At 53.7% G+C, this 19,687-nt stretch carries 19 protein-coding genes; 9 read left to right on the forward strand and 10 right to left on the reverse strand.

Translation table 11 applies throughout. From position 1 onward, the window contains the following. Nucleotides 1-49: 49 nt before the first annotated feature. Complete coding sequence (locus JTP09_RS07635) at nucleotides 50-190, reverse strand: hypothetical protein (protein ID WP_204877868.1); 141 nt, start codon at nucleotides 188-190, stop codon at nucleotides 50-52. A 278-nt stretch (nucleotides 191-468) separates the two neighbouring features. Between JTP09_RS07635 and JTP09_RS07640 the strand changes: the two genes are divergently transcribed. Continuing rightward, nucleotides 469-1,500: a 6-phosphofructokinase gene (locus JTP09_RS07640; protein WP_204877869.1), complete on the forward strand. Its 1,032-nt coding sequence runs from the start codon at nucleotides 469-471 to the stop codon at nucleotides 1,498-1,500. 97 nt (nucleotides 1,501-1,597) lie between these two features. Here the strand turns inward: JTP09_RS07640 and JTP09_RS07645 are convergent, their stop codons facing one another. The 3 genes from JTP09_RS07645 to JTP09_RS07655 all read right to left on the reverse strand — a co-directional run bounded on the left by JTP09_RS07645 (nucleotide 1,598) and on the right by JTP09_RS07655 (nucleotide 4,472). Continuing rightward, nucleotides 1,598-2,734 carry a folate-binding protein gene (locus JTP09_RS07645; protein ID WP_204877870.1) on the reverse strand — a complete coding sequence of 379 codons (1,137 nt, stop codon included), beginning with the start codon at nucleotides 2,732-2,734 and terminating at the stop codon, nucleotides 1,598-1,600. Between the two features lie 2 nt (nucleotides 2,735-2,736). Beyond that, nucleotides 2,737-3,417: an FABP family protein gene (locus JTP09_RS07650; RefSeq protein WP_204877871.1), complete on the reverse strand. Its 681-nt coding sequence runs from the start codon at nucleotides 3,415-3,417 to the stop codon at nucleotides 2,737-2,739. A 296-nt stretch (nucleotides 3,418-3,713) separates the two neighbouring features. Then, nucleotides 3,714-4,472: a hypothetical protein gene (locus JTP09_RS07655; RefSeq protein WP_204877872.1), complete on the reverse strand. Its 759-nt coding sequence runs from the start codon at nucleotides 4,470-4,472 to the stop codon at nucleotides 3,714-3,716. Nucleotides 4,473-4,623: 151 nt separating this feature from the next. Here JTP09_RS07655 and JTP09_RS07660 point away from each other — a divergent pair, with 151 nt between their 5' ends. From JTP09_RS07660 to JTP09_RS07690, 7 genes are all read left to right on the forward strand, one after another. After that, a complete protein-coding gene (locus JTP09_RS07660) occupies nucleotides 4,624-5,307 on the forward strand; it encodes a winged helix-turn-helix domain-containing protein (protein ID WP_370592546.1) in 684 nt (227 codons plus the stop codon). Between the two features lie 99 nt (nucleotides 5,308-5,406). Continuing rightward, a complete protein-coding gene (mshD, locus tag JTP09_RS07665) occupies nucleotides 5,407-6,420 on the forward strand; it encodes a mycothiol synthase (protein ID WP_204877873.1) in 1,014 nt (337 codons plus the stop codon). Nucleotides 6,421-6,467: 47 nt separating this feature from the next. Continuing rightward, nucleotides 6,468-8,675: an RNA degradosome polyphosphate kinase gene (locus JTP09_RS07670; protein ID WP_204877874.1), complete on the forward strand. Its 2,208-nt coding sequence runs from the start codon at nucleotides 6,468-6,470 to the stop codon at nucleotides 8,673-8,675. A gap of 198 nt (nucleotides 8,676-8,873) precedes the next feature. Further along, nucleotides 8,874-9,869 (forward strand): NUDIX domain-containing protein, encoded by a 996-nt coding sequence (locus tag JTP09_RS07675; RefSeq protein WP_204877875.1) that lies wholly within the window; start codon nucleotides 8,874-8,876, stop codon nucleotides 9,867-9,869. Between the two features lie 216 nt (nucleotides 9,870-10,085). Next, entirely contained in the window at nucleotides 10,086-12,278 is a 2,193-nt protein-coding gene (locus JTP09_RS10360; protein WP_239479099.1) for an acyltransferase family protein, read from the forward strand. Between the two features lie 63 nt (nucleotides 12,279-12,341). Beyond that, nucleotides 12,342-13,163: a thymidylate synthase gene (locus JTP09_RS07685; RefSeq protein ID WP_204877877.1), complete on the forward strand. Its 822-nt coding sequence runs from the start codon at nucleotides 12,342-12,344 to the stop codon at nucleotides 13,161-13,163. Then, entirely contained in the window at nucleotides 13,163-13,738 is a 576-nt protein-coding gene (locus JTP09_RS07690; RefSeq protein ID WP_204877878.1) for a dihydrofolate reductase, read from the forward strand. Before JTP09_RS07685 ends, JTP09_RS07690 begins: the two co-directional genes overlap by 1 nt. A gap of 245 nt (nucleotides 13,739-13,983) precedes the next feature. Here JTP09_RS07690 and JTP09_RS07695 read toward each other — a convergent pair whose 3' ends face one another. Next, nucleotides 13,984-14,442: a HipA N-terminal domain-containing protein gene (locus JTP09_RS07695; RefSeq protein WP_204877879.1), complete on the reverse strand. Its 459-nt coding sequence runs from the start codon at nucleotides 14,440-14,442 to the stop codon at nucleotides 13,984-13,986. After that, a complete protein-coding gene (locus JTP09_RS10090) occupies nucleotides 14,439-14,693 on the reverse strand; it encodes a helix-turn-helix domain-containing protein (protein ID WP_204877880.1) in 255 nt (84 codons plus the stop codon). Before JTP09_RS10090 ends, JTP09_RS07695 begins: the two co-directional genes overlap by 4 nt. A gap of 154 nt (nucleotides 14,694-14,847) precedes the next feature. Here JTP09_RS10090 and asd point away from each other — a divergent pair, with 154 nt between their 5' ends. Continuing rightward, entirely contained in the window at nucleotides 14,848-15,987 is a 1,140-nt protein-coding gene (asd, locus tag JTP09_RS07705; protein WP_204877881.1) for an aspartate-semialdehyde dehydrogenase, read from the forward strand. A gap of 70 nt (nucleotides 15,988-16,057) precedes the next feature. Here asd and JTP09_RS07710 read toward each other — a convergent pair whose 3' ends face one another. The 4 genes from JTP09_RS07710 to JTP09_RS07725 all read right to left on the reverse strand — a co-directional run bounded on the left by JTP09_RS07710 (nucleotide 16,058) and on the right by JTP09_RS07725 (nucleotide 19,687). Beyond that, on the reverse strand, nucleotides 16,058-16,465 hold the full coding sequence (locus tag JTP09_RS07710) for a PGPGW domain-containing protein (protein WP_204877882.1): 408 nt from the start codon (nucleotides 16,463-16,465) through the stop codon (nucleotides 16,058-16,060). 110 nt (nucleotides 16,466-16,575) lie between these two features. Next, nucleotides 16,576-17,667 carry a UDP-N-acetylmuramate dehydrogenase gene (locus tag JTP09_RS07715; protein WP_204877883.1) on the reverse strand — a complete coding sequence of 364 codons (1,092 nt, stop codon included), beginning with the start codon at nucleotides 17,665-17,667 and terminating at the stop codon, nucleotides 16,576-16,578. Between the two features lie 40 nt (nucleotides 17,668-17,707). After that, nucleotides 17,708-18,919, reverse strand: a complete 1,212-nt coding sequence (locus tag JTP09_RS07720) for an MFS transporter (RefSeq protein ID WP_204877884.1) — start codon at nucleotides 18,917-18,919, stop codon at nucleotides 17,708-17,710. A 309-nt stretch (nucleotides 18,920-19,228) separates the two neighbouring features. Continuing rightward, nucleotides 19,229-19,687 (reverse strand): MaoC family dehydratase, encoded by a 459-nt coding sequence (locus JTP09_RS07725; protein WP_204877885.1) that lies wholly within the window; start codon nucleotides 19,685-19,687, stop codon nucleotides 19,229-19,231.

A 19,687-nucleotide genomic window follows, 5' to 3' on the forward strand; every position in this document is an offset into this window, starting at 1 on the left:
ACCAGTGGTCACCGCAAAGAACTCGAGACCGGCATCTAACGCAACAGTTTCATTCGAGCGCACCGGGTATGGGCTGTTTCGGGAACAGTTCGTTACTGGCAATGTTGGTAGCAAGCATCTCCTCGTGTGTTCCCCTGTTGTCGTACAGCAAGGCAAACATTTCGTTAATACGCAGCGGTGATGCTCCCATTTCGTCTCGCAGGTATAAAAAAGTACGGCACGGCGCGGGTTCTCGGCATCGATCACCAGCGCCACTTTTTAGATGGGGCCAGTCAGGGCTTATGAAGTAGCTGAAGTCATAGAGGGAGGGAAAATTCATAGGGACTTCAACTCCCACAGTTACCCACACAAGCACAGGTTTACTAGAATAGAACCAACAGCTTTTCTGTGGGTTAGCACATTTGTTTTATCTACCCGCTGAAAAGCCCCATCAACCTTTCCACCAGGAAAAAACTTAGGAGATCCTCCATGAAGATCGGTCTGCTCACTTCAGGCGGCGACTGCCCCGGCCTCAACGCTGTAATCCGCGGTGCTGTACTCAACGGCATCAAAACTTACGACTACGAGTTTGTTGGTTTCCGCGACGGTTGGCGCGGTGTTGTAGAGGGCGATTACATGGATCTTCCCCGCACCAAGGTACGCGGTCTAGCACGCCAGGGTGGCACTATCTTGGGCACCTCACGCACCAACCCCTTCGATGGCCCTCACGGTGGCTCCGAAAATATCGAGATCATGCTAGAGAAGAACGGCATCGACGCTATCATCGCCATCGGTGGCGAAGGCACTCTGGCTGGCGCTAAGCGCCTGGCAGATGCAGGTCTACCCGTTGTTGGTGTTCCCAAGACCATTGATAACGACCTGCAGGCGACCGACTACACTTTCGGCTTTGACACTGCTGTCTCCATCGCAACCGACGCGATGGACCGCATCCGTACCACCGGCGAATCACACCACCGCTGCATGGTAGCTGAGGTTATGGGTCGCCACGTCGGCTGGATCGCTCTGCATTCAGGCATGTCAGCAGGTGCCCACGCTGTTCTGATTCCCGAGCAGAAGGTCTCCATGGAGCAGGTTTCACAGTGGGTCAAGGAAGTTCATGACCGCGGCCGTTCCCCCTTGGTTGTTGTTGCTGAGGGCTTCATCCCCGAGGGCTTCGATGACGTTCTTGCAGGTAAGGGTCAGGAGAAGGACGGTCGCCCCCGCCTCGGTGGTATCGGCGAGTACGTCACCCACGAAATCGAGCGCATCACCGGCATCGAAACCCGTAACACTACCCTCGGTCATATCCAGCGCGGTGGCGCACCCACCGGCTTTGACCGTGTACTTGCCACCCGTTTGGGCATGGGCGCCGTTGACATGATTCACGATAAGGACTGGGGCAAGATGGTTGCTCTGCAGGGCACCGATATTAAGCGCGTTGATTTTGCTGAAGCACTCGACGGACTCAAGACCGTTCCCCAGCACCGTTGGGATGAAGCGAAGGTTCTCTTCGGTCGCTAAACCGGTGTAGCCTCTCGCTCGTTCTTAAAAAGCTCTGGCGCTTACCCCTAGGGGGGGGAAGCGCCAGAGCTTTTTATACCTTTAGCTCATACATAGCCTAGCCTCGGAAGAAATCTCCCATAGTGCGGCGTCCAGCAACCTGACCAGCGTCGGGTGTCACAATAATGGTCTGAGCCGCTGCGTAATCAGTGGCAGTAGGCGCTGAGCCCTCTTCACCTGCGATTTCCTCGCGCACCATTAACGTAGCTGCCGGGTCAACATTGCGTTTGAGCACTGCTAAACCGATGGGACCAGCCTCAAAGTGCTGAGCCACAGAGGTTAAAGTACCCACTTTTTTAGTACCCGAATACACTGAAGCGCCTACCGGCGGCTGGGTGTGCTCTGTGCCATCGAGATCAAGGAAGGTCAGGCGGCGCGGCGGGTGACCGAGATTGTGTACGCGAGCTACCGTTTCTTGACCTTTATAGCAGCCCTTACTCAGGTGAACAGCGGTACGCATCAAATCAAGCTCGTGCGGAATACTCTTATGGTCAACCTCGTAGCCAAAGCGTGGACGCCATGCTTCAATACGTAGGGCATCGGCAGCCCAGCTTCCGGCAAGCTCGCAAGATTCAGCCAGAGCAGGAAGATCTACACGGTTGATAATAGAGAGGAACCAGCGGTAGCCCTCCCCCGGATGCTCCACACTCTGGGCGTAGCTGTACCCGCCGGGCACGATGCCGGGCCAGGGATCTTGCCACACTCGAGCGTCCTGCAAAATAGCAGGAGCATCAGTATCTGCGCGGAAGTCCCGAGTAGAACCCACCACAGCGTATTCGTCGGTACGGTTGGCAATCTCAACACGCAGCATAAACTTCATGCTGTTGAGGTAGTCAGTGAGTGCCTGAGCGTGAGAACCCTCGGTGATGAGCCACATAGTGCCGTCATTTTCGAGAGCATGCATATAGAAATCGATGCGCCCCTGGGCTGATAGCAGCAACAGATCAGCACCGCGAGCCACCAGCGGGTCTGTCATTACCTGAGATGAGAGGGTGGTCAGCCAACTGGCGCGGTCTTCACCTGTTACCGTCACGACGCCCAACTGTGAGTAATCCACAATAACGCGGGCAGATGCGCGCGCCAGCTGACGCTGTTCACGAGCCGGGTCGCCGTAGTGGGCTGCGACCCCGGCATCCGCCCCCGTCGCGGGGAAAGTACCGTGAGTAGCGAGCAGGGGGCTGGTGTATGCCTCCACCTTTATTCGCCGCTTTCTGAAGCATTAGATTCATCGTCAAAGGAACCAAACATGGAGGTACCCAAAGAATCGCCTGTCATCGATGAGGTCTTGCGGAGTTCAGCTGAGGCGTGCTTTTCAAGTTTCTTGGTGGTGGGGTTTGCGGTTTCCCAGTCCCACATCAGATTGCCGTTGACCAGCCCCCACAGGCGCACTGAACCAGCGTATTCTTTCGAAATTTCATCGCGCATCAGGTTACCTGTTTGCATACGCACTACGGGGCCTTTCACCATGCCCACGTAGTTTTCGCTGATACCGCCGGGGTGGGCAATGGTTGCCATGATATTGAAGGCATCGTCTGCGTTACGCAGCTTTTCAACGGATTCAGCATCAGAGTACTCGGGCACAATATCGGCAGGCACTAAGCCCGGGCCAACGTCGCCGTCCTTTTGCTCACGATCAATCTGCCAAAAACCGGTTTCAACCGAGATAGTACGCAGTTTATTACCGCTGTCATCAAGCAAGAACGACTCAGCACGGTACTCCACAAAGGGCAACCCGTCTTGAGTGAAGGTAATAATCTGACCGAAAGGAGTCTGTTCAGAACCCTCATACCACAGCGAGCCGGTGCCTTCCCAGGTGCCGAGCAACCATGAAAGGGGTACAAGTTCAGGAGAAAGATTGGTGGGAATTTCAATAGCCATACCCCCATTCTAGGGCTCACCCAGCTATAGCCTAAAGCCTCTTCGCTAGCGGGCGAACGCACCCGTTCCACCAGTACCCTGAATATTCACAGGCTCAAGACACAGAAAAAAGGGGGGCGTTAGCGCCACCGCCAACACCCCCGTTTTTACTCAACGGCAGATACTTACCGGAGTTACTTTTTATTTCTGTCCCTTGAACAAGCCAGCGATTACAGCGTACGCTGCGCCTCCGATGCACAGGAAAGCACCACCGAGCAAGAAAAGGAAGAAAATTTCTAGAGCTTCAATCATGGTTCTTACCCTAACACATAGGTGAGGAATATCGCACTTGTATAGCTTAGAACCCCGATAAAAGCTACGGGTGTCACTCCGAGGGTAATGGCACCGCGCCGTGGTCCCTCCTGCGGACCGGCCGCAATGATGCGCGTACCCAGCAGTCCGACCACCAGCGCAAACACAAGACCAATCAGCATCATGGTCCAGGTATCGCTGTTGCCGTCGTTGTACATACGGGAGAGCGCCACCCAGCCAGCAGCAGAGACCGAAGCCAGCACACCGGTCACACACGAGATCACCGATTCCAAACGTCCGCGAGCGCCCTCACCGCGCAGTAGTTCTAATAAAAAACTACCGACTACGCCCACGGCAGCTACGACCGGCACCGTTGCCAGGCGGTCGTCGTTAGGGGTGGTGAGGGCAAAGAGGACGGAGGTAATGCCCGCCAGCAGAATAATGGTGGAGTGCGAGTAAATACGGTGGGTTTCGCGTAATTCGGCAATACCTGTTGCTGCGGGCCATCCGCCTGCTACCAGGGCTACAGCCACTAGACATACAACTGCTGAAACAACCGGTGTGAGCATGGAAGCAACGATAACTGCTACCAGTGATATGCCTGCGGCTGCTGCAACGAGGGTGTACCGAGAACGTTGTGATACCCCTACCCGGCCCAAGCGTCCTTCATACATTTTACGCTTTTGTTTATCTCGAAGCTGCCTGAGCTCGGGGACGAAGGTGCGCAGCTTGGTAGTGTGTGCGTCTTGCTCGTAAGGTGGCACGGGCGGAGTTTCCCCTTGTCGCTAGCGGAATACTTATTAAACCATCTTGTACTGTGAAACAGCTTTTCTAAAGGTTAACGGTTGTGTTTTGTAGTATTAATTTTTGAAAGTGCAGTATTTGGGTCTGTGGGTGAAGAATCGGGGTGTGATGGTGAACCAGCTGGTGTTGCTGTCTGATACGGCAAATTCGAGTAGTGATGTTCTTCCTGCCCTTGATTTGCTGGGACATAAGACGCAGGTACTTTCGTTGCAGACTCCTGCTGATGTGCTGAACCGCGAGGCGGAGGCAGTGGTGATGATTGATGCCCGCGAGTCGTTGGTTCAGGCGCGTAATACCGCGCAAATACTCAAATCATCCGGGTTGGTTTCCCCGCTGCTGATGGTGCTCACGGAGGGTGGTTTAGCTGCGGTCTCAAGCACCTGGTTGATTGATGATATTTTGCTCAATACTGCTGGTCCCGCTGAGGTGGAGGCGCGATTGCGCCTAGCTACCGCGCAACTCAGTACAGACGTTACCGACGGTGAACATCTCATTCGCAGCGGTGAGATCACTGTCGATGAGGCGTCGTACACAGCGCGTTTAGCTGGTGAACCGCTCAACCTCACCTATAAGGAATTCGAACTTCTGAAGTTTTTAGCGCAGCACCCGGGGCGTGTGTTCACCCGTGCGCAGCTTCTTTCTGAGGTCTGGGGCTACGACTATTACGGTGGTACTCGCACGGTGGACGTTCACGTTCGTCGTTTGCGTTCCAAACTCGGTTCTGATCATGAGAACCTGATTTCAACTGTGCGTAATGTGGGCTATAGTTTCAGCAGTGTCCGCGGTGAGTCTTAAGCTGAGAGTCCGAAAGAAGCATCAAAAGCGTGTGAGATGGCGGTAACAGCAAGTACAGTTGTTTATGTACTAACCATCTGTTGAAAAGGTCGTACGTTTATGCAGGTATATGATCAGACACGTGCTCCATGTGAGAGCGCCCTAACACCCGAACAACTCAAGAAGTTCGAGACATTCGTTGCTGATGTGACCGCGCATGACGGTACCAGCCCCTTTTCGGAGCAAACCCTAGTAACCCTTCGCCGCTGTGCTCAAGACGATACGGGGGTGGCTCGCCTGTTCACTGTCACAGACGATCGTGGGCAGATACTAGGGGCGTGGGTTGTTGTCACCCCCACCCAAGAATCACCGGGCATTATTGAAGGCGCAGCCCACCCCGCTCAGCGCGGCTGCGGTATCGCTTCGCAGATTACCGATTTCATCTTTACTAAGGTTCTGACGCAGAACGATCTAGCGCAGTACACAGCGTGGGTTCACCAGGTACAAAAGGACGATGACGGCTCCCTTCAGGATATTGCTGCCTACCTCACCAAAAAACACGGGCTGGCACCGGTCAGAGAACTGCACAAGATGGCGCTGGAATTGACCGATGACTCCGTACACACAATTCGCGTAGCCCACGAAAATACGCAGCTACCGCCAGGTGTTACCCTACGAACTTTCGCAGGTGATTCGGACGAGCTCGCCTGGCTCACCCTCAACGCAGCAGCTTTTGCTGATCACCCAGAGCAGGGCAAACTCACCCGCGATGATCTTACAGAGCGCATCAACAGCAACTGGTACCAAGCAGAAGGTTTCTTTATCGCAGAAGCACCCAACGGTCTAGCAGGCTACCACTGGACGAAAATTCCGGTTCCTGCCGCGGAGTCTCCCGAAGGAGAGGTCTACGCGGTGGGGGTCTCCCCCGCCTGGCAGGGTAAAAAACTCGGTAAAGCGCTCACTCTCGCAGGCATTGATTACCTGACTCGCGCGTCCGCGCCCACCGGCGAAAAGCTCAGCCGCATTGTGCTCTACGTTGATGCAGAAAACCTGCCAGCAATGGGTCTCTACCGCTCACTAGGTTTCACCGATCTGAGCGTAGACCGCATGTACGAGCGCCCCAAGTCGCCCTAAGACCACTATTCATCCTTTCAACCCGCACGCTCTTGTAAGAGGAGATTATGAGTACACCTGTTAACACCGGTACCCAGCACATCAGCAACGACATCACAAAAATTGAACGTGCTGATACTCGCGGGGATCGTATTGGTCTCGAAGAAAAAATTAAGCTCCCCAATCTCGCCGGTGATTTTGGTGGCGACCGCTTTCTAGACCGCGAAATCAGCTGGTTGCAGTTCAATACCCGCGTGCTTGAACTAGCAGAAGACCCCAACCTTCACCTGCTAGAGCGCCTCAATTTTCTCTCGATTGTTACCAGCAACCTCGATGAGTTCTTCATGGTGCGCGTTGCCGGTCTCAAGCGCCGTATTGCCACGGGCATCGCGGTATCATCAGCTGCGGGACTCACTCCTGATGAGCAGATGGAACAAATTTCAACCGCTGCCCACGATCTGCAGAAGCGTCAGGCACGAGTCTTCCACGAACAGGTCATGCCCGAGCTGGCAGAGGAAGGCATTCGCATTGTCTCTTGGAAAGAAATTGATGAGGAGGCAAAGTCACGTCTGGGCACGATGTTCCGCCAGGAAATCTTCCCCCTACTCACCCCCCTGGCTGTCGACCCTGCCCACCCCTTCCCCTACATCTCAGGGCTCTCACTGAATCTCGCGGTTATCGTGCGTAACCCACAGACTGGCAAGGAACTCTTTGCCCGTCTCAAAGTACCCGAAAACCTGGGCAGAATGGTCGCCGTTTCAACGGAACGCGACGTTAATACCCCCGGTAAAGAAGCCCTGTTTATTCCGCTAGAGGCAATTATCGCGGAGCACCTCGATATGCTCTTTCCCGGTATGGAAGTCGTTGAGCACCACGCCTTCCGCGTCACCCGTAATGAAGACCTTGAAGTCGAAGAAGACGACGCCGAGAACCTGCTCAAGGCTTTAGAGAAGGAGCTGCTGCGCCGCCGCTTTGGCCCTCCCGTGCGTCTTGAAGTAGAAGACACTATCAACCCCAACATTCTTGACCTGCTCATTTCTGAGCTGCGCGTGAGCCAGGGCGAAGTGTACAAGCTACCCGCGCCGCTAGATATGCGCGGTGTCAGTGCCATCGTCAAGGCTAAGCGCCCCGCCCTGCACTACCCCAAACATGTGGCTCATACCTCGCGCTGGCTCAACTCGGCAGAAACCGCCAAGGCTGCGGACGTGTTCGGGGCAACCCGTGACCATGACGTGCTGCTACACCACCCCTACGACTCCTTTGCCACCTCTGTGCAGGCATTCTTGGAGCAGGCTGCTGCAGACCCCAAAGTCGAGGCTATCAAGCAGACTCTCTACCGCACCTCAGGTGATTCGCCCATCGTGGACGCGCTCATTGAAGCTGCAGAAGCCGGCAAACAGGTATTGGCACTGGTTGAGATCAAGGCGCGCTTTGACGAAGAAGCGAACATTAAGTGGGCGCGAAAGCTAGAACGCGCGGGCGTGCATGTAGTGTACGGCATCGTTGGTTTGAAGACCCACTGCAAGCTCTCACTGGTGGTGCGTAAAGAAACAGACGGTCTGCGTCGTTACGCTCACATCGGCACCGGTAACTACCACCCCTCCACAGCGCGTTTCTACGAAGATCTCGGTTTGCTCACCTGCGACCCTCAGATTACCGAAGACGTGTCACGTCTGTTCAATCAGCTCTCAGGCTACGCACCCAAAACCACTTACAAAGAACTCTTGGTGGCGCCGCGTTCGCTACGCTCAGGTCTCATAGACCGCATCAATAAGGAAATCGAGCACAAGCTAGCTGGCCGTCAAGCCCAGATTCAAATCAAGTGCAACTCCATGGTGGACGAAGCGATTATCGACTCGCTCTACCGCGCCTCCCAGGCAGGGGTTGAAGTCAATGTTGTGGTACGCGGAATCTGCGCGCTGCGCCCCGGCGTACCCGGTTTGAGCGAAAACGTTAAGGTTCGCTCTATTCTGGGCAGGTTCTTGGAGCACTCGCGCGTTTTCACCTTCGCGAACGCCGGCGACCCTGTTGCCTACATCGGTTCAGCCGATATGATGCACCGCAACCTTGACCGCCGTGTTGAAGCCCTGGTACACGTCAAGCAAGCAGAACACATCAAATACCTCTTTGACATGTTCAAGCACTACACCTCAGAGAAAACCAGCAACTGGATTCTCGAATCAGACGGTAACTGGGTGCGCCACCACCTTGATGAGAAGGGCAACCCCCTGCGCGATGTGCAGGCAATGTACCTAGAATCTCGCCGTAAGAAATAAAAACTCATGGATGGCTGACCTGCCCCCCCCCCCCCCGCATACGGGGCAGGTCAGCTTATCTCGTCTGGATTCTTTCACGCTCGCTGAGTACTCACTACCCCTTTAGCGGCTTACAAAAATAGTAAGATATTTACGATAGCCCCACCCCGGCTACCGTAACCTTTGTTATGGTTTTTCAAGAAAGTCAACAGTACACACATGTCTCCCCACCAGTTGTACAGCGCTGCGCGCTCAGACCACCAGCTTAACGTCACTAAAACAACCCATAATATGCCGCCGGTTGTTGCCGCAGGTTGCATCATCTGGCGTCAGAAAAAAGACAAAATCGAAGTGCTGATTATCCACCGCCCCCACTATGACGATTGGTCATGGCCCAAGGGCAAACAGGATCATGGGGAAACCGTTGCAGAGACCGCGGTGCGCGAGGTACGTGAAGAGGTCGGTCTCACCGTCACGTTGGGTGCGCCGCTGGCAGTGACCCGTTATTCCGTCAAGCACGGTAAAAAAGAAGTTTTCTACTGGGCAGCTCGTGCCTCATCAAGCGATCACGCCCAAGCTGATTTGAGTGAGGTCGATGAATTGCGCTGGGTTAGCCCCGCTGAGGCGCGAAAGCTCCTCACCAACGACACCGACCAAGAGCCCCTAGATGCCCTTATTGCCCTGCATGAACGCGGTCATCTGCACACGCGTCCCGTCATTATTGTGCGCCATGCCAAGGCAAAGCCCCGTTCATCTTGGGCAGGTGCCGAGGGCGAGCGTACCCTTGTGGCAACCGGCAAGCGTCAGGCGTTAGCGGTGGGTGAGCTTTTGCAGGTTTGGGCTCCCACTCGTATTATTTCTTCACCCTGGACGCGCTGTATGCAGACGGTGGCACCGTACTCCAAAGCGACGGGTCTTGTTATTAAACAAAAATCAGCGCTCACCGAGGCGGCCTACAAGGCGCACCCGAAGAAGGTCGCCAAGATTATTCAGGGGCTTTTTGATAAAGATGATTCGGTCATGCTGTGTACCCACCGCCCGGTTTTGCCTACAGTTTTGGAAGTTTTAACGGGTGTTATGGACGCTGGACTGGCAAAAAATCTGCCCGCCGCCGACCCCTATCTGACTCCCGGCGAGATGCTGGTGATGCAGGTGAGTGTGGGCGCCCAGGCAGAGATTGTTTCTTTGGAACAGATCAAACCTTTCAGTGACTAATCACACAATGCGTGCAGAATGAATCTACCCAGCAAAAAATCTATAAATAAGACTACACACAGGTAAAATTTCCCCATAACGCTGGAACCTTACTGAAAGTAGCTCGTCACCCCACATATCTTCTCACGTCGCCCCCCCCCCCGAGGGTTTAATTCACGGTTAAAGCATCCGCAAGTAGCATAGAAACCAGCAGGTCTTCGCACCGATATCCAGGCTCTGCGAGCACTTGCAGTGCTCTTCGTTGTTATCAACCATCTTTGGGCTGATGGCTTTACCGGTTGCTACATTGGCGTTGATATTTTCTTTGTCATTTCTAGTTACCTCATCACCAGCCACCTGCTCAAAGAGATTAGCAGCACCCGTAAGGTCATGTTGCCGCGCTTCTACGCTAGACGCGCTCGAAGGCTTCTACCTGCCGCTCTACTGGTGACCGTGACAACTCTGGTACTGACTGTTATCTACGCACCCGCCCAAAACTGGGGTAAAACCCTCTTTGAAGGTTTTGCTGCCACCGCTTACTTTCAGAACTGGGCGCTTTATTCATCAGCCACCGACTACTTTGCTCAGGCTAACCAATCTAGCCCCTTCCAGCATTACTGGTCTCTTTCAGTGGAAGAGCAGTTCTATCTTCTGTGGTCGGTCTTGTTTCTAGTCTTCTGGCACCTCAGCAGAAAAACCGCACTCTTCTTCGGTGCTCCCCGTGCGCTCCCGACCATTTTGCTGGGCATTACACTGCTGCTTATTCTGGCGTCTCTTATCTTCTCCACTCAAGAGCTACAGACCAACCCCGCTGGTGCCTATTTCAATACTTTTGGACGTGCCTGGGAGTTCCTATCAGGTGGTGTGGTTGCGCTCGGCATACAGTTAGGTAGCCACAAGGCCCAGATAAACAGACCTTTAGCTTTTCAAGCAACACTCTCGATTCTTCAAGTAGGCTCTTGGGTAGCTCTGTTCACCTTTGGTTTCTTCTACTCAGAGAACACGAGCTTCCCCGGTGTGATGGCACTATCACCTGTTCTAGCAACACTTCTTATTCTTGCTACAGGTCCCATAACCTACACGCCAGCGCTACGGACTGCCATCTCTTTCAAGCCGGTTCAGTTCATCGGCGATATCTCTTACTCCCTCTATCTTTGGCACTGGCCGCTGATGATCTTGCTACCCTATATTTTGCAGAATCAGTTGGATTTCTGGTCGAAGCTAGGAATTCTTGGGGGATCAATTCTTCTAGCGTGGCTCAGTAAGGTCGCTGTTGAAGATCCAAGCCGCAGGCATCTCTTCACGGCTTTCAAACCCCACGTAACGTTAGCTACTGCGTTGGCATCAGTGATAATTATGGCTGGAGCAACGTCACTGCTCAACATCCATTCCGCCCAAACACAGCAAAATCTAGCAGCAGAATCCAAAAAATTATTTACTTCTACTGAGGAAGCCGCAGCTCAGTCTGCTGAACAAGACCCAGCGGATGATGAGTCTGCAGAGAAGACAGCACCAGTGAGTTGCTACGGCGCTAACCAGCTGATGGAGATCAGCAGTGGTTGTCCCAAGCCAGCTTTTGCTCCTGCTGTTTTGTCGGTAGCAACTGCTGATGAAGCACCGTGGGGAGGATACCCTGCTCATTGCCAATACCTTGTCAACGAAAATCTACCCAACATCGCAGTCGGATTTAAACGAATCCTCGAATGTGATTTTTCCGTACATCAACAGCCCTCCCAAGAAGTTTGGTTGATTGGAAATTCACATGCTGAACATTGGATGCATGCGCTGATTCCTATCGCGAACGCAAACAATTGGAAACTAACCTTAGATATGCAATCAAGTTGCCCAGCAATTAATACTCCGCTAAGCACCCGGCACTTCACTGAACCTTTTGTGCAGGAATGCCTCACATGGTATCCACAGACTTTGGCAAAGCTTCAGCAAGTGCAACCTGATCTTGTCTTTTACTCATCTAATGCCAGCAGTCTTATTGATGCTCCGCAGGGCCTACCGATGCTGACCGAAAATACCAAGAAACTTGAAGCTCAGGTTAAAGCTATATCTGAAGATACTGAGATTGTGGTACTTAGAGATACACCCCACGCTGGCGATTTTATCGGCCCGGCGTGCATTCAGGTTTCTGGTTCTATTGAGTCAGGGTGTACGGCTCCCCTCGATAAGCTGGAATGGCGCGATTATCTGGCAGATGCGGCGTCCGATCTTTCGACTAAGCACCACAACCTGCACAGCCTAAATATGCTTCCCTATTTCTGCGTTGACGATACCTGTTCCGGCGTCATCGGTGAAGTTCCTGTCTATTACGACTCCAATCATATTTCCCGAAGCTACGCTAAGTCTTTGGCTCCTGCTTTGAGATACGAGCTGGGAAAAGCGCTTGATCAGGACTTCGCTCCGCCAGTCTATGAATAGGGTGGCTATAGTTTTGTTGTTAGAATAGCCGGTGAGAAAAACCTGTACAGAGAGTCTTCCGCTATGTCTATCTTGCTCACCCCCTACGAGGATCTTCTCGCAGAGATTATGGAAACCGGGGACGAGAAATCTGACCGTACCGGTACCGGCACCCGCAGCGTTTTCGGTCGTCAGATGCGTTTTGATTTGCGTGAGTCTTTTCCGCTGATTACTACCAAGCGGGTTCATTTCAAGTCTATTGCGGTTGAACTGCTGTGGTTTTTGCGCGGGGATTCCAACGTGCGTTGGTTACAAGAGCGCGGTGTAAGTATCTGGGACGAGTGGGCTGATGAGGACGGCGAGCTTGGCCCGGTTTACGGCGTACAGTGGCGCTCCTGGCCTGCCGGTCACGGTGAGACCATTGACCAGATTGCCAAGGTCATTGAGTCACTAAAAACTAACCCTGATTCTCGCCGTCATATTGTTTCTGCGTGGAACCCTGCCGAAGTTGATGAAATGGCTTTACCCCCCTGTCATGCTCTCTTTCAGTTCTACGTTCGTACAGGTCAGAACGGCACCCGAGAGCTGTCTTGCCAGCTCTACCAGCGTTCGGCAGATATGTTCTTGGGCGTACCTTTCAATATTGCTTCTTACGCCCTGCTAACCCAGCTCATTGCTGAAGAGGTGGGCATGGTACCCGGTGAGTTCGTGTGGACGGGCGGGGACTGCCATATCTACTCCAACCACTTCGAGCAGGTACGTGAGCAGCTCTCGCGTGAGCCCTACCCCTACCCTCAGCTACGCGTAAAAAACAAGAAAGCGTCCATCTTCGACTACGAATTTGAAGATTTCGAGCTGGTTGATTACCGCCACCATCCGACTATCAAAGCCCCGATCGCCATCTAATGAATCTTCCTGAACTAGCGGCTATTTGGGCGCAGACAGAAAACGGTGTCATCGGACGCGACGGAGATATGCCCTGGTACGCGCCCGAAGACCTCGCGCACTTTAAGAAAATCACCGGGGCATCCCCTGTTCTCATGGGCAGGGTGACGTGGGAGTCTATCCCCCCGCGGTTTCGCCCCCTGCCCGGCAGGTTAAACATCCTTGTCTCGCGCTCTGTAGCTAGCGTCCAGCAGAAGGACGGGGCGCTGTGGGTGCCTAATCTGCCTACCGCCATTGCTGAGGGAGTCTCCCGTGGCGGGCACGCGAGCACCCTCTGGGTGATGGGTGGAGCCAGCATCTACGAACAGGCATTAGCCCTCACTGAAGTCCCCGGTATTCTTGGTGGCAGGCTCAGCCGCGTTGAACGCACCGTCTTTGAGGGAAAAGTCAGTGGGGACGCCTACGCCCCACTCTTGGGCAATGAATGGGAGCGCGCGTCAGCCACCGACAGCAGAACCTCAGAGAAGGGCTACCTACTGGGCAAAGACGGCGAACGCACCGAACTCACCTACCGGTTTGAGAGCTGGAGACGGTAGGGCAAGCATTCTGCACAGGTGAAAACTATCTGGCAGTTACCATCGCAGTTTTATAGGCATTGCCTTATTATTTCCAGTAGGTTGAAACAAATCGCGCGGCCGAAAGTGACTCTAAGCCATCCAAAATTTTTTGCGCAGAATCTTCGAACCCAAACTTTGTTCCAACTTTTTCAAAGACTGAGGGAAGCGATGACAGGACTTCTTCTACAATTCCTTCAGCTCTAGTAGCTTCAATGCCGAGTCTCTTACCCTCTACCAGCAGATCCTTCATCGGAGAGGACGCGTGTGTTCTGCCGGTAAAAGTTTCGACTTTCGTGCAGCAGATTTTCAAAGCTAGCCTCGTCCAGAAGATGCTGAGAACTTATTTTCTGACGGTTTGCGTCGCTACTGGGTGTACCAGGTGGGAGTAGTTGAAGAGCTCCCGCGACATCCTGCCCATAGTGGCCTAAGAGGCTAAAGACTGATCCTGCAGATATTCCAGCTTCTCGCGCCATATTAGAGATAGCTTGGGTATTATCGGGCAAGAGTCCTTTGAGGAAAGGAAGAGCCACTTTGTTTTTGTGAACCTTATTCCGTTCAAGCATTGAGAGGAAGAGATGGACCTGTCCCTCATACTCTTCGCTATAGGAAAAAGTAATTTGACCGTTTTTCTCGGTGAAAGTTCCGCACAGTTCACCATCAAGATAGGCGTTCAGTTCGCTCATTCTTTGCCCTTTGTCTCTTTAGCTCTTGCCTCAAGTTCAAGTTCTAGCGCCCAGAAAACATCGAGCACTTTATAAAGCTTAACAGTGGGTTTACCCTGTTCCATCTCAACATACCACTTACGTGATACGCCTATCTTTGCCGCCACTTCTTTTTGGGTCAGCCCCAGCCCTTCACGGCGTAGCCTAAAAAAATCTCCCACTTGGGAGGTTGTCTCAAGCGTTCGGACTTTATTACTTTTTCTTTGATACACCCTCTTAGCGTAACCGAACGGGAACTTCCCTAAAAGTAACCGAGCGGTGACTTTTTATAAAGTCACCGCTCGGTTACAGGTTTTCAAACGGAGTGTCATTTCACCTTCTGAACGCTTAGCGCGCGTAACTTGCACCCCCGGTTAGACTAAAACTATGACTTTTATATCCGGTGATTCAGTAGGTTTTGTAGGCTACCGCGGTATGGTGGGTTCTGTGCTCATGAAGCGCATGCTCGAAGAGGGCGACTTCGCGGGCATTACTCCCGTCTTCTTCTCCACTTCAAGTGCGGGCAAACCCGCCCCCACCTTTGACGGTGCACTCGAAGAAAGCACCTTGAAGGACGCATACGATATCGACGAGCTGGCAAAGCTACCTATTATCGTGACCACTCAGGGTGGCGACTACACCACCGCCGTCCGCAATAAGCTAAACGATCGCGACTGGGACGGCCTGTGGATTGACGCAGCCTCCACCCTGCGCATGAACGACGACTCAGTGATTGTTCTTGACCCCGTTAACCGCGACGTCATTGACCGCGGTCTCGAATCAGGCATCAAAGACTTCGTGGGTGGCAACTGCACCGTCTCCTGCTTGCTCATGGGCTTAGGCGGTTTGTGGAAGCAGGGTCTAGTGGAGTGGGGAACCTCCATGACCTACCAGGCAGCTTCCGGCGGCGGTGCCCGCCACATGCGTGAAGTTCTCACCCAGTTTGGTGAACTCAACGGCACCGTTGCAAGTGAACTTACCGACCCCGCGTCCGCTATTCTCGAGATTGACCGCAAGGTACTTGCCAAGCAGCGCTCCGGTGAACTCGACACTAGCCAGTTCGGCGTGCCGCTAGCAGGCTCACTAATTCCCTGGATCGACTCCGACCTCGGCAACGGTCAGTCCAAAGAAGAATGGAAAGCAGAAGCAGAATCCAACAAGATCCTTGGTCTTGAAGGCGATGACCGCGTAGTCCTTGACGGGTTGTGCGTCCGTATTGCCACCATGCGCTCACACTCCCAGGCACTGACCCTCAAACTCACCGAAGATCTCAGCGTTGAAGAAATCGAAAAAATTATCGATGAAGACAACCAGTGGTCAAAGGTAATCCCCAATGAGAAAGAAGCGACTGTGGAAGGTCTGACCCCCGTCGCTGCCTCGGGTACTCTGGATATTCCCGTCGGTCGTATTCGCAAATTGAATATGGGTCCCCAGTACATTTCAGCTTTCACCGTAGGTGACCAGCTGCTTTGGGGAGCGGCTGAGCCCATTCGCCGTATGCTCAAAATTGCCACCGGCACCCTCTAAAAACCCTAAGCAGTGTAGAGAGCAAAAAATCGGCTACCTGAACTTTTCAGGTAGCCGGTTTTTCTATGTTTTATTCGGGACGCACAGGCTGAGATATATGACAGCCGCTGGGGCAATAGTGCTGTTGGTTATCGCGGTCAGCCCAGATACGCGCCTGCTTGCGGCGATGCGCGTCATAACGCTTTTCCTGCGCTCGATGCCAGATGCCCAAGACCTTCGCTTTGCTCCACAGGTTCAAGCGGTGGGCCCAGTGGAACTCTGTGCCCCACAAGCCCAGCCCCATGAAAATGAAGAGCCAGCCGGGCCCCGGAGTAATGAGCATCACCAGACCCATCAAAATGAGCACAGCACCCACCACACTCACAATAATGCGATAACACCACAGCAACACCGGATGATGGTGCAAAAATCCACGCAGACGGTGCATCGCCCGATGCACGCGTCCTTCACTCTGAGCAATCTCTCGATCGAGCCCCATAGCCCCCCCTCTAACCTTGACCGATCACCGATACCTTACCGGGTAGGACGCTACGCGCGGGTTAATAGACCAGCGCACGTAACGCACCCAGTAATTTTCTGCGTAACAGATTAGATGTGTGTACCCACAATAACGGGCTCGGGCACCAGCTCAATGCCGAAGGAGCTGAAAACCCCGTCGCGCACAGCGCGAGCGATACTCATCAAATCCTCGGCAGTTGCCCCGCCACGGTTGGTAATTGCCAGAGTATGCTTGGTGGAAAGGGACGCGCGTGCTCCGGTGAGCTCGGCAGCTTCGCCCTCAAGCCCAAAGCCCTTTTCAAAGCCTGCGTGCTGAATAAGCCAAGCAGCTGACAGTTTAATTTTCCCGTCAAGCACCTGCCCACGAGCGTCAGTCGCGGGATAAGCGGGGGCGTCTTCGGGCAGATTTTTACGCGCTGATTCATCCACAATGGGGTTAGTGAAGAAAGAACCGGTGGAGTAGGTATCACGGTCACTGGCATCTAGAACCATGCCCTTACCCGCACGAAGTTTCAGCACTGTCTCACGCACGGTAGGCGCGTCCGCCCGTTCGCCCACTTCAACGCCCAGGGTGTAGGCAAGCTCAGCATAGCGAATAGGGGCAGAACGGCTACCGAAAGCCAACTGGAAATCAACAGTCAGCACCACATAGCGGGGACTGCCATTCACCGTAGTCTCTTTGAGCAGAGAATGACGGTAGGCGAATTTCAAATCAGCGGGTGCAAAGGTCTTGAGGTTGCCCGTTTTGCGGTCCCAGGTACGCACACGGAAAATAGTGTGTGCAACCTCTGAACCGTAAGCTCCGACGTTCTGCACCGGTGTTGCGCCCACAGTGCCGGGGATGCCTGAGAGGGCTTCTAGACCTGAGTACTCTTTATCGACGGTGTATGCCACCAGATCATCCCAGCTATGACCAGCTTGGACGCGCACAATAGCCCCACCGCAGCTGGGAGTATCATCGCGCTCGATGCCTTTGGAGGCAATGTGTACGACGGTGCCGTCAAAACCTTCATCACCGACGATGAGGTTAGATCCGCCACCGACAACCAGCAAGTTCTCCCCCGCTGCGTCAGCGGCTTTCACAGCCTCGATAATCTCAGCTTCAGATGTTGCTCGAACATACTTTTTGGCAGAACCACCAACGTTGACAGTGGTTAGCTCACTCAATAACATTTCACTCACTCCCCCAGTGTACCGTCTTGTTGGGTGCAGCAGGCAGTGACTACCGGTCAAGAATCTCAACATGGATTGGTTCTTGTTTCTTATAAATTTCAAGATAGCGGGTCATAGCGAAAGAGACCGCGACGAAGATGAGCACGCCCAACAAACCGTGGCGGATGCCGAAGATCTCGCCCAACAAACCCAGGATCGGAGGGCCGCCAAGGAAGGCCGCGTAGCCGATGGTTGATACCACCGATACACGTACCGCTGATTTGATGGGGTCATCAGAGGCTGCGCTCATGCCCGTGGGAAACCCTAAGGACGCGCCCAGACCCCAAATAACGAGTCCCACGAAACCGGTGGGTGCGTTGGGAGCGAAAATGAAAATAATCAAACCGATCATGGCGAGAGTACAGGTGACTCTCAAGACCGGAATGCGACCGTAGGTGTTGAGCAGACGGGTGCCCGCTAGGCGTCCGGTGGTCATTGCAGCGACGAAAGTGAAATAACCCAGCGAACCAATTGTGGCGGTAGTTCCGTACTCCTGAGTGAGAGCCAGGGCAATCCAGTCATTTGCCGAACCTTCAGCTAAGGCCATACCCAGCACGAAGAAACCAATGAAAATAGTGTGTTTGTCGCGCCAAGCGTCCTTAACTCGGTAGGCGCTGACCTGCGCCATCATGGCGGTGTTGTCTTGACCGTAGTTCTCAGAAAAGCACAGACGCAAAGCGTAAAGCACCAGGGTGAGAATCAAAGCTGCCATGTACCACATGTGGATGCTAAAGGGCACCCCTAGGTAGGTATCGAGGGCACCGATACCGGCACCAACCACCGTGCCAATCGAGAAGAAGCCGTGCATGATCGGAGTCACGAAGCGCCCCAAAGCACGCTCAACGGCAACCCCCTGCACGTTAGAAGCAACATTCGACACAGCAGTACCCAAGCCCATGCCGGTGAGCGAAAGAGCAACAATCCACACCTGAGACAAAGCCACCCCCAGCCCCAGCCCACACATCCCCACAACAGAAAGCAGGTAGGCAAAAAGGATGCAGCGCTGGGCACCAAAACGAGACACTAAAACGCCCGAAAGAGAAACCGCCGAAAATGAACCAACAGTCTGAGCAAGCAGTAGTACGCCCATGGGACCCGCCGTGAGGTTCAGCCCGTGCGCTACATCGTGCAAGCGCGCCAGCCAGGATGACGTCAAAAGCCCCGACGCAAAAAATAAAATCAAAACAGCCCGGTACCAGCCCTGAATCTGCTGATCAGTCACTACCGTTTTCACAAATTCTCTCTCAGCTTTTCTTATCAACAGGATTACCCATCACAGAAAACACGCAAGGGTGCCCCTCTCGTAACTCTCAAAGAGCACAAATTATTTCTGGGCACATGCACAGTCTCACCGCGGGGCGAGTTCCCCTCGCAAACTACTTCTACGACTTTAGTTCAGAGCTGAGGGAGCACGCGGGAACGGCAGGGGTGATACAGCGGACGCTGCCAGCAGCTGAATTTTAGATCCAGGGGGCAAAATACCCGGTCAGAGGAATGAATCTGACCGGGTATTTGAGGTTTTCACGAGTTCTTAGAATTTCACAACAGCCTGCGCTTTAACTAACACTTTCTGCAGGTTACCCTCAGTATCTGGGGCTGACACGGTGAGATCAACACGAGCGGTGCTCGCCTCATCGTCAAGCGAAGCGACCTTGCCGCTCACTGAAATCGTTGTGCCACCGTTTGCCGGGGAGTCAGCGTCCTGCGCATCGGGTACCGGCACCGGCTTGGTGAAACGTGTCTGGTAATCAACAATAGCGCCGGGGTCGCCTGCCCAATCAGTCACCAGCTGCACCGCTGCGCCCATGGTAAACATGCCGTGGGCAATAACTCCCGGCAAACCAACAGCCGTTGCAAATCGCTCGTTCCAGTGAATCGGGTTAAAATCTCCGGACGCACCAGCATAGCTCACCAGGTCAGCACGGGTCACGCTGATCTCACGTTCGCCAATAGACTGGTCCTTTTCAAGGTCTTCAGAACGTAGAGTCAT

This window comes from Rothia sp. ZJ1223 (assembly GCF_016900985.1).
Taxonomy (GTDB): Bacteria; Actinomycetota; Actinomycetes; order Actinomycetales; family Micrococcaceae; genus Rothia.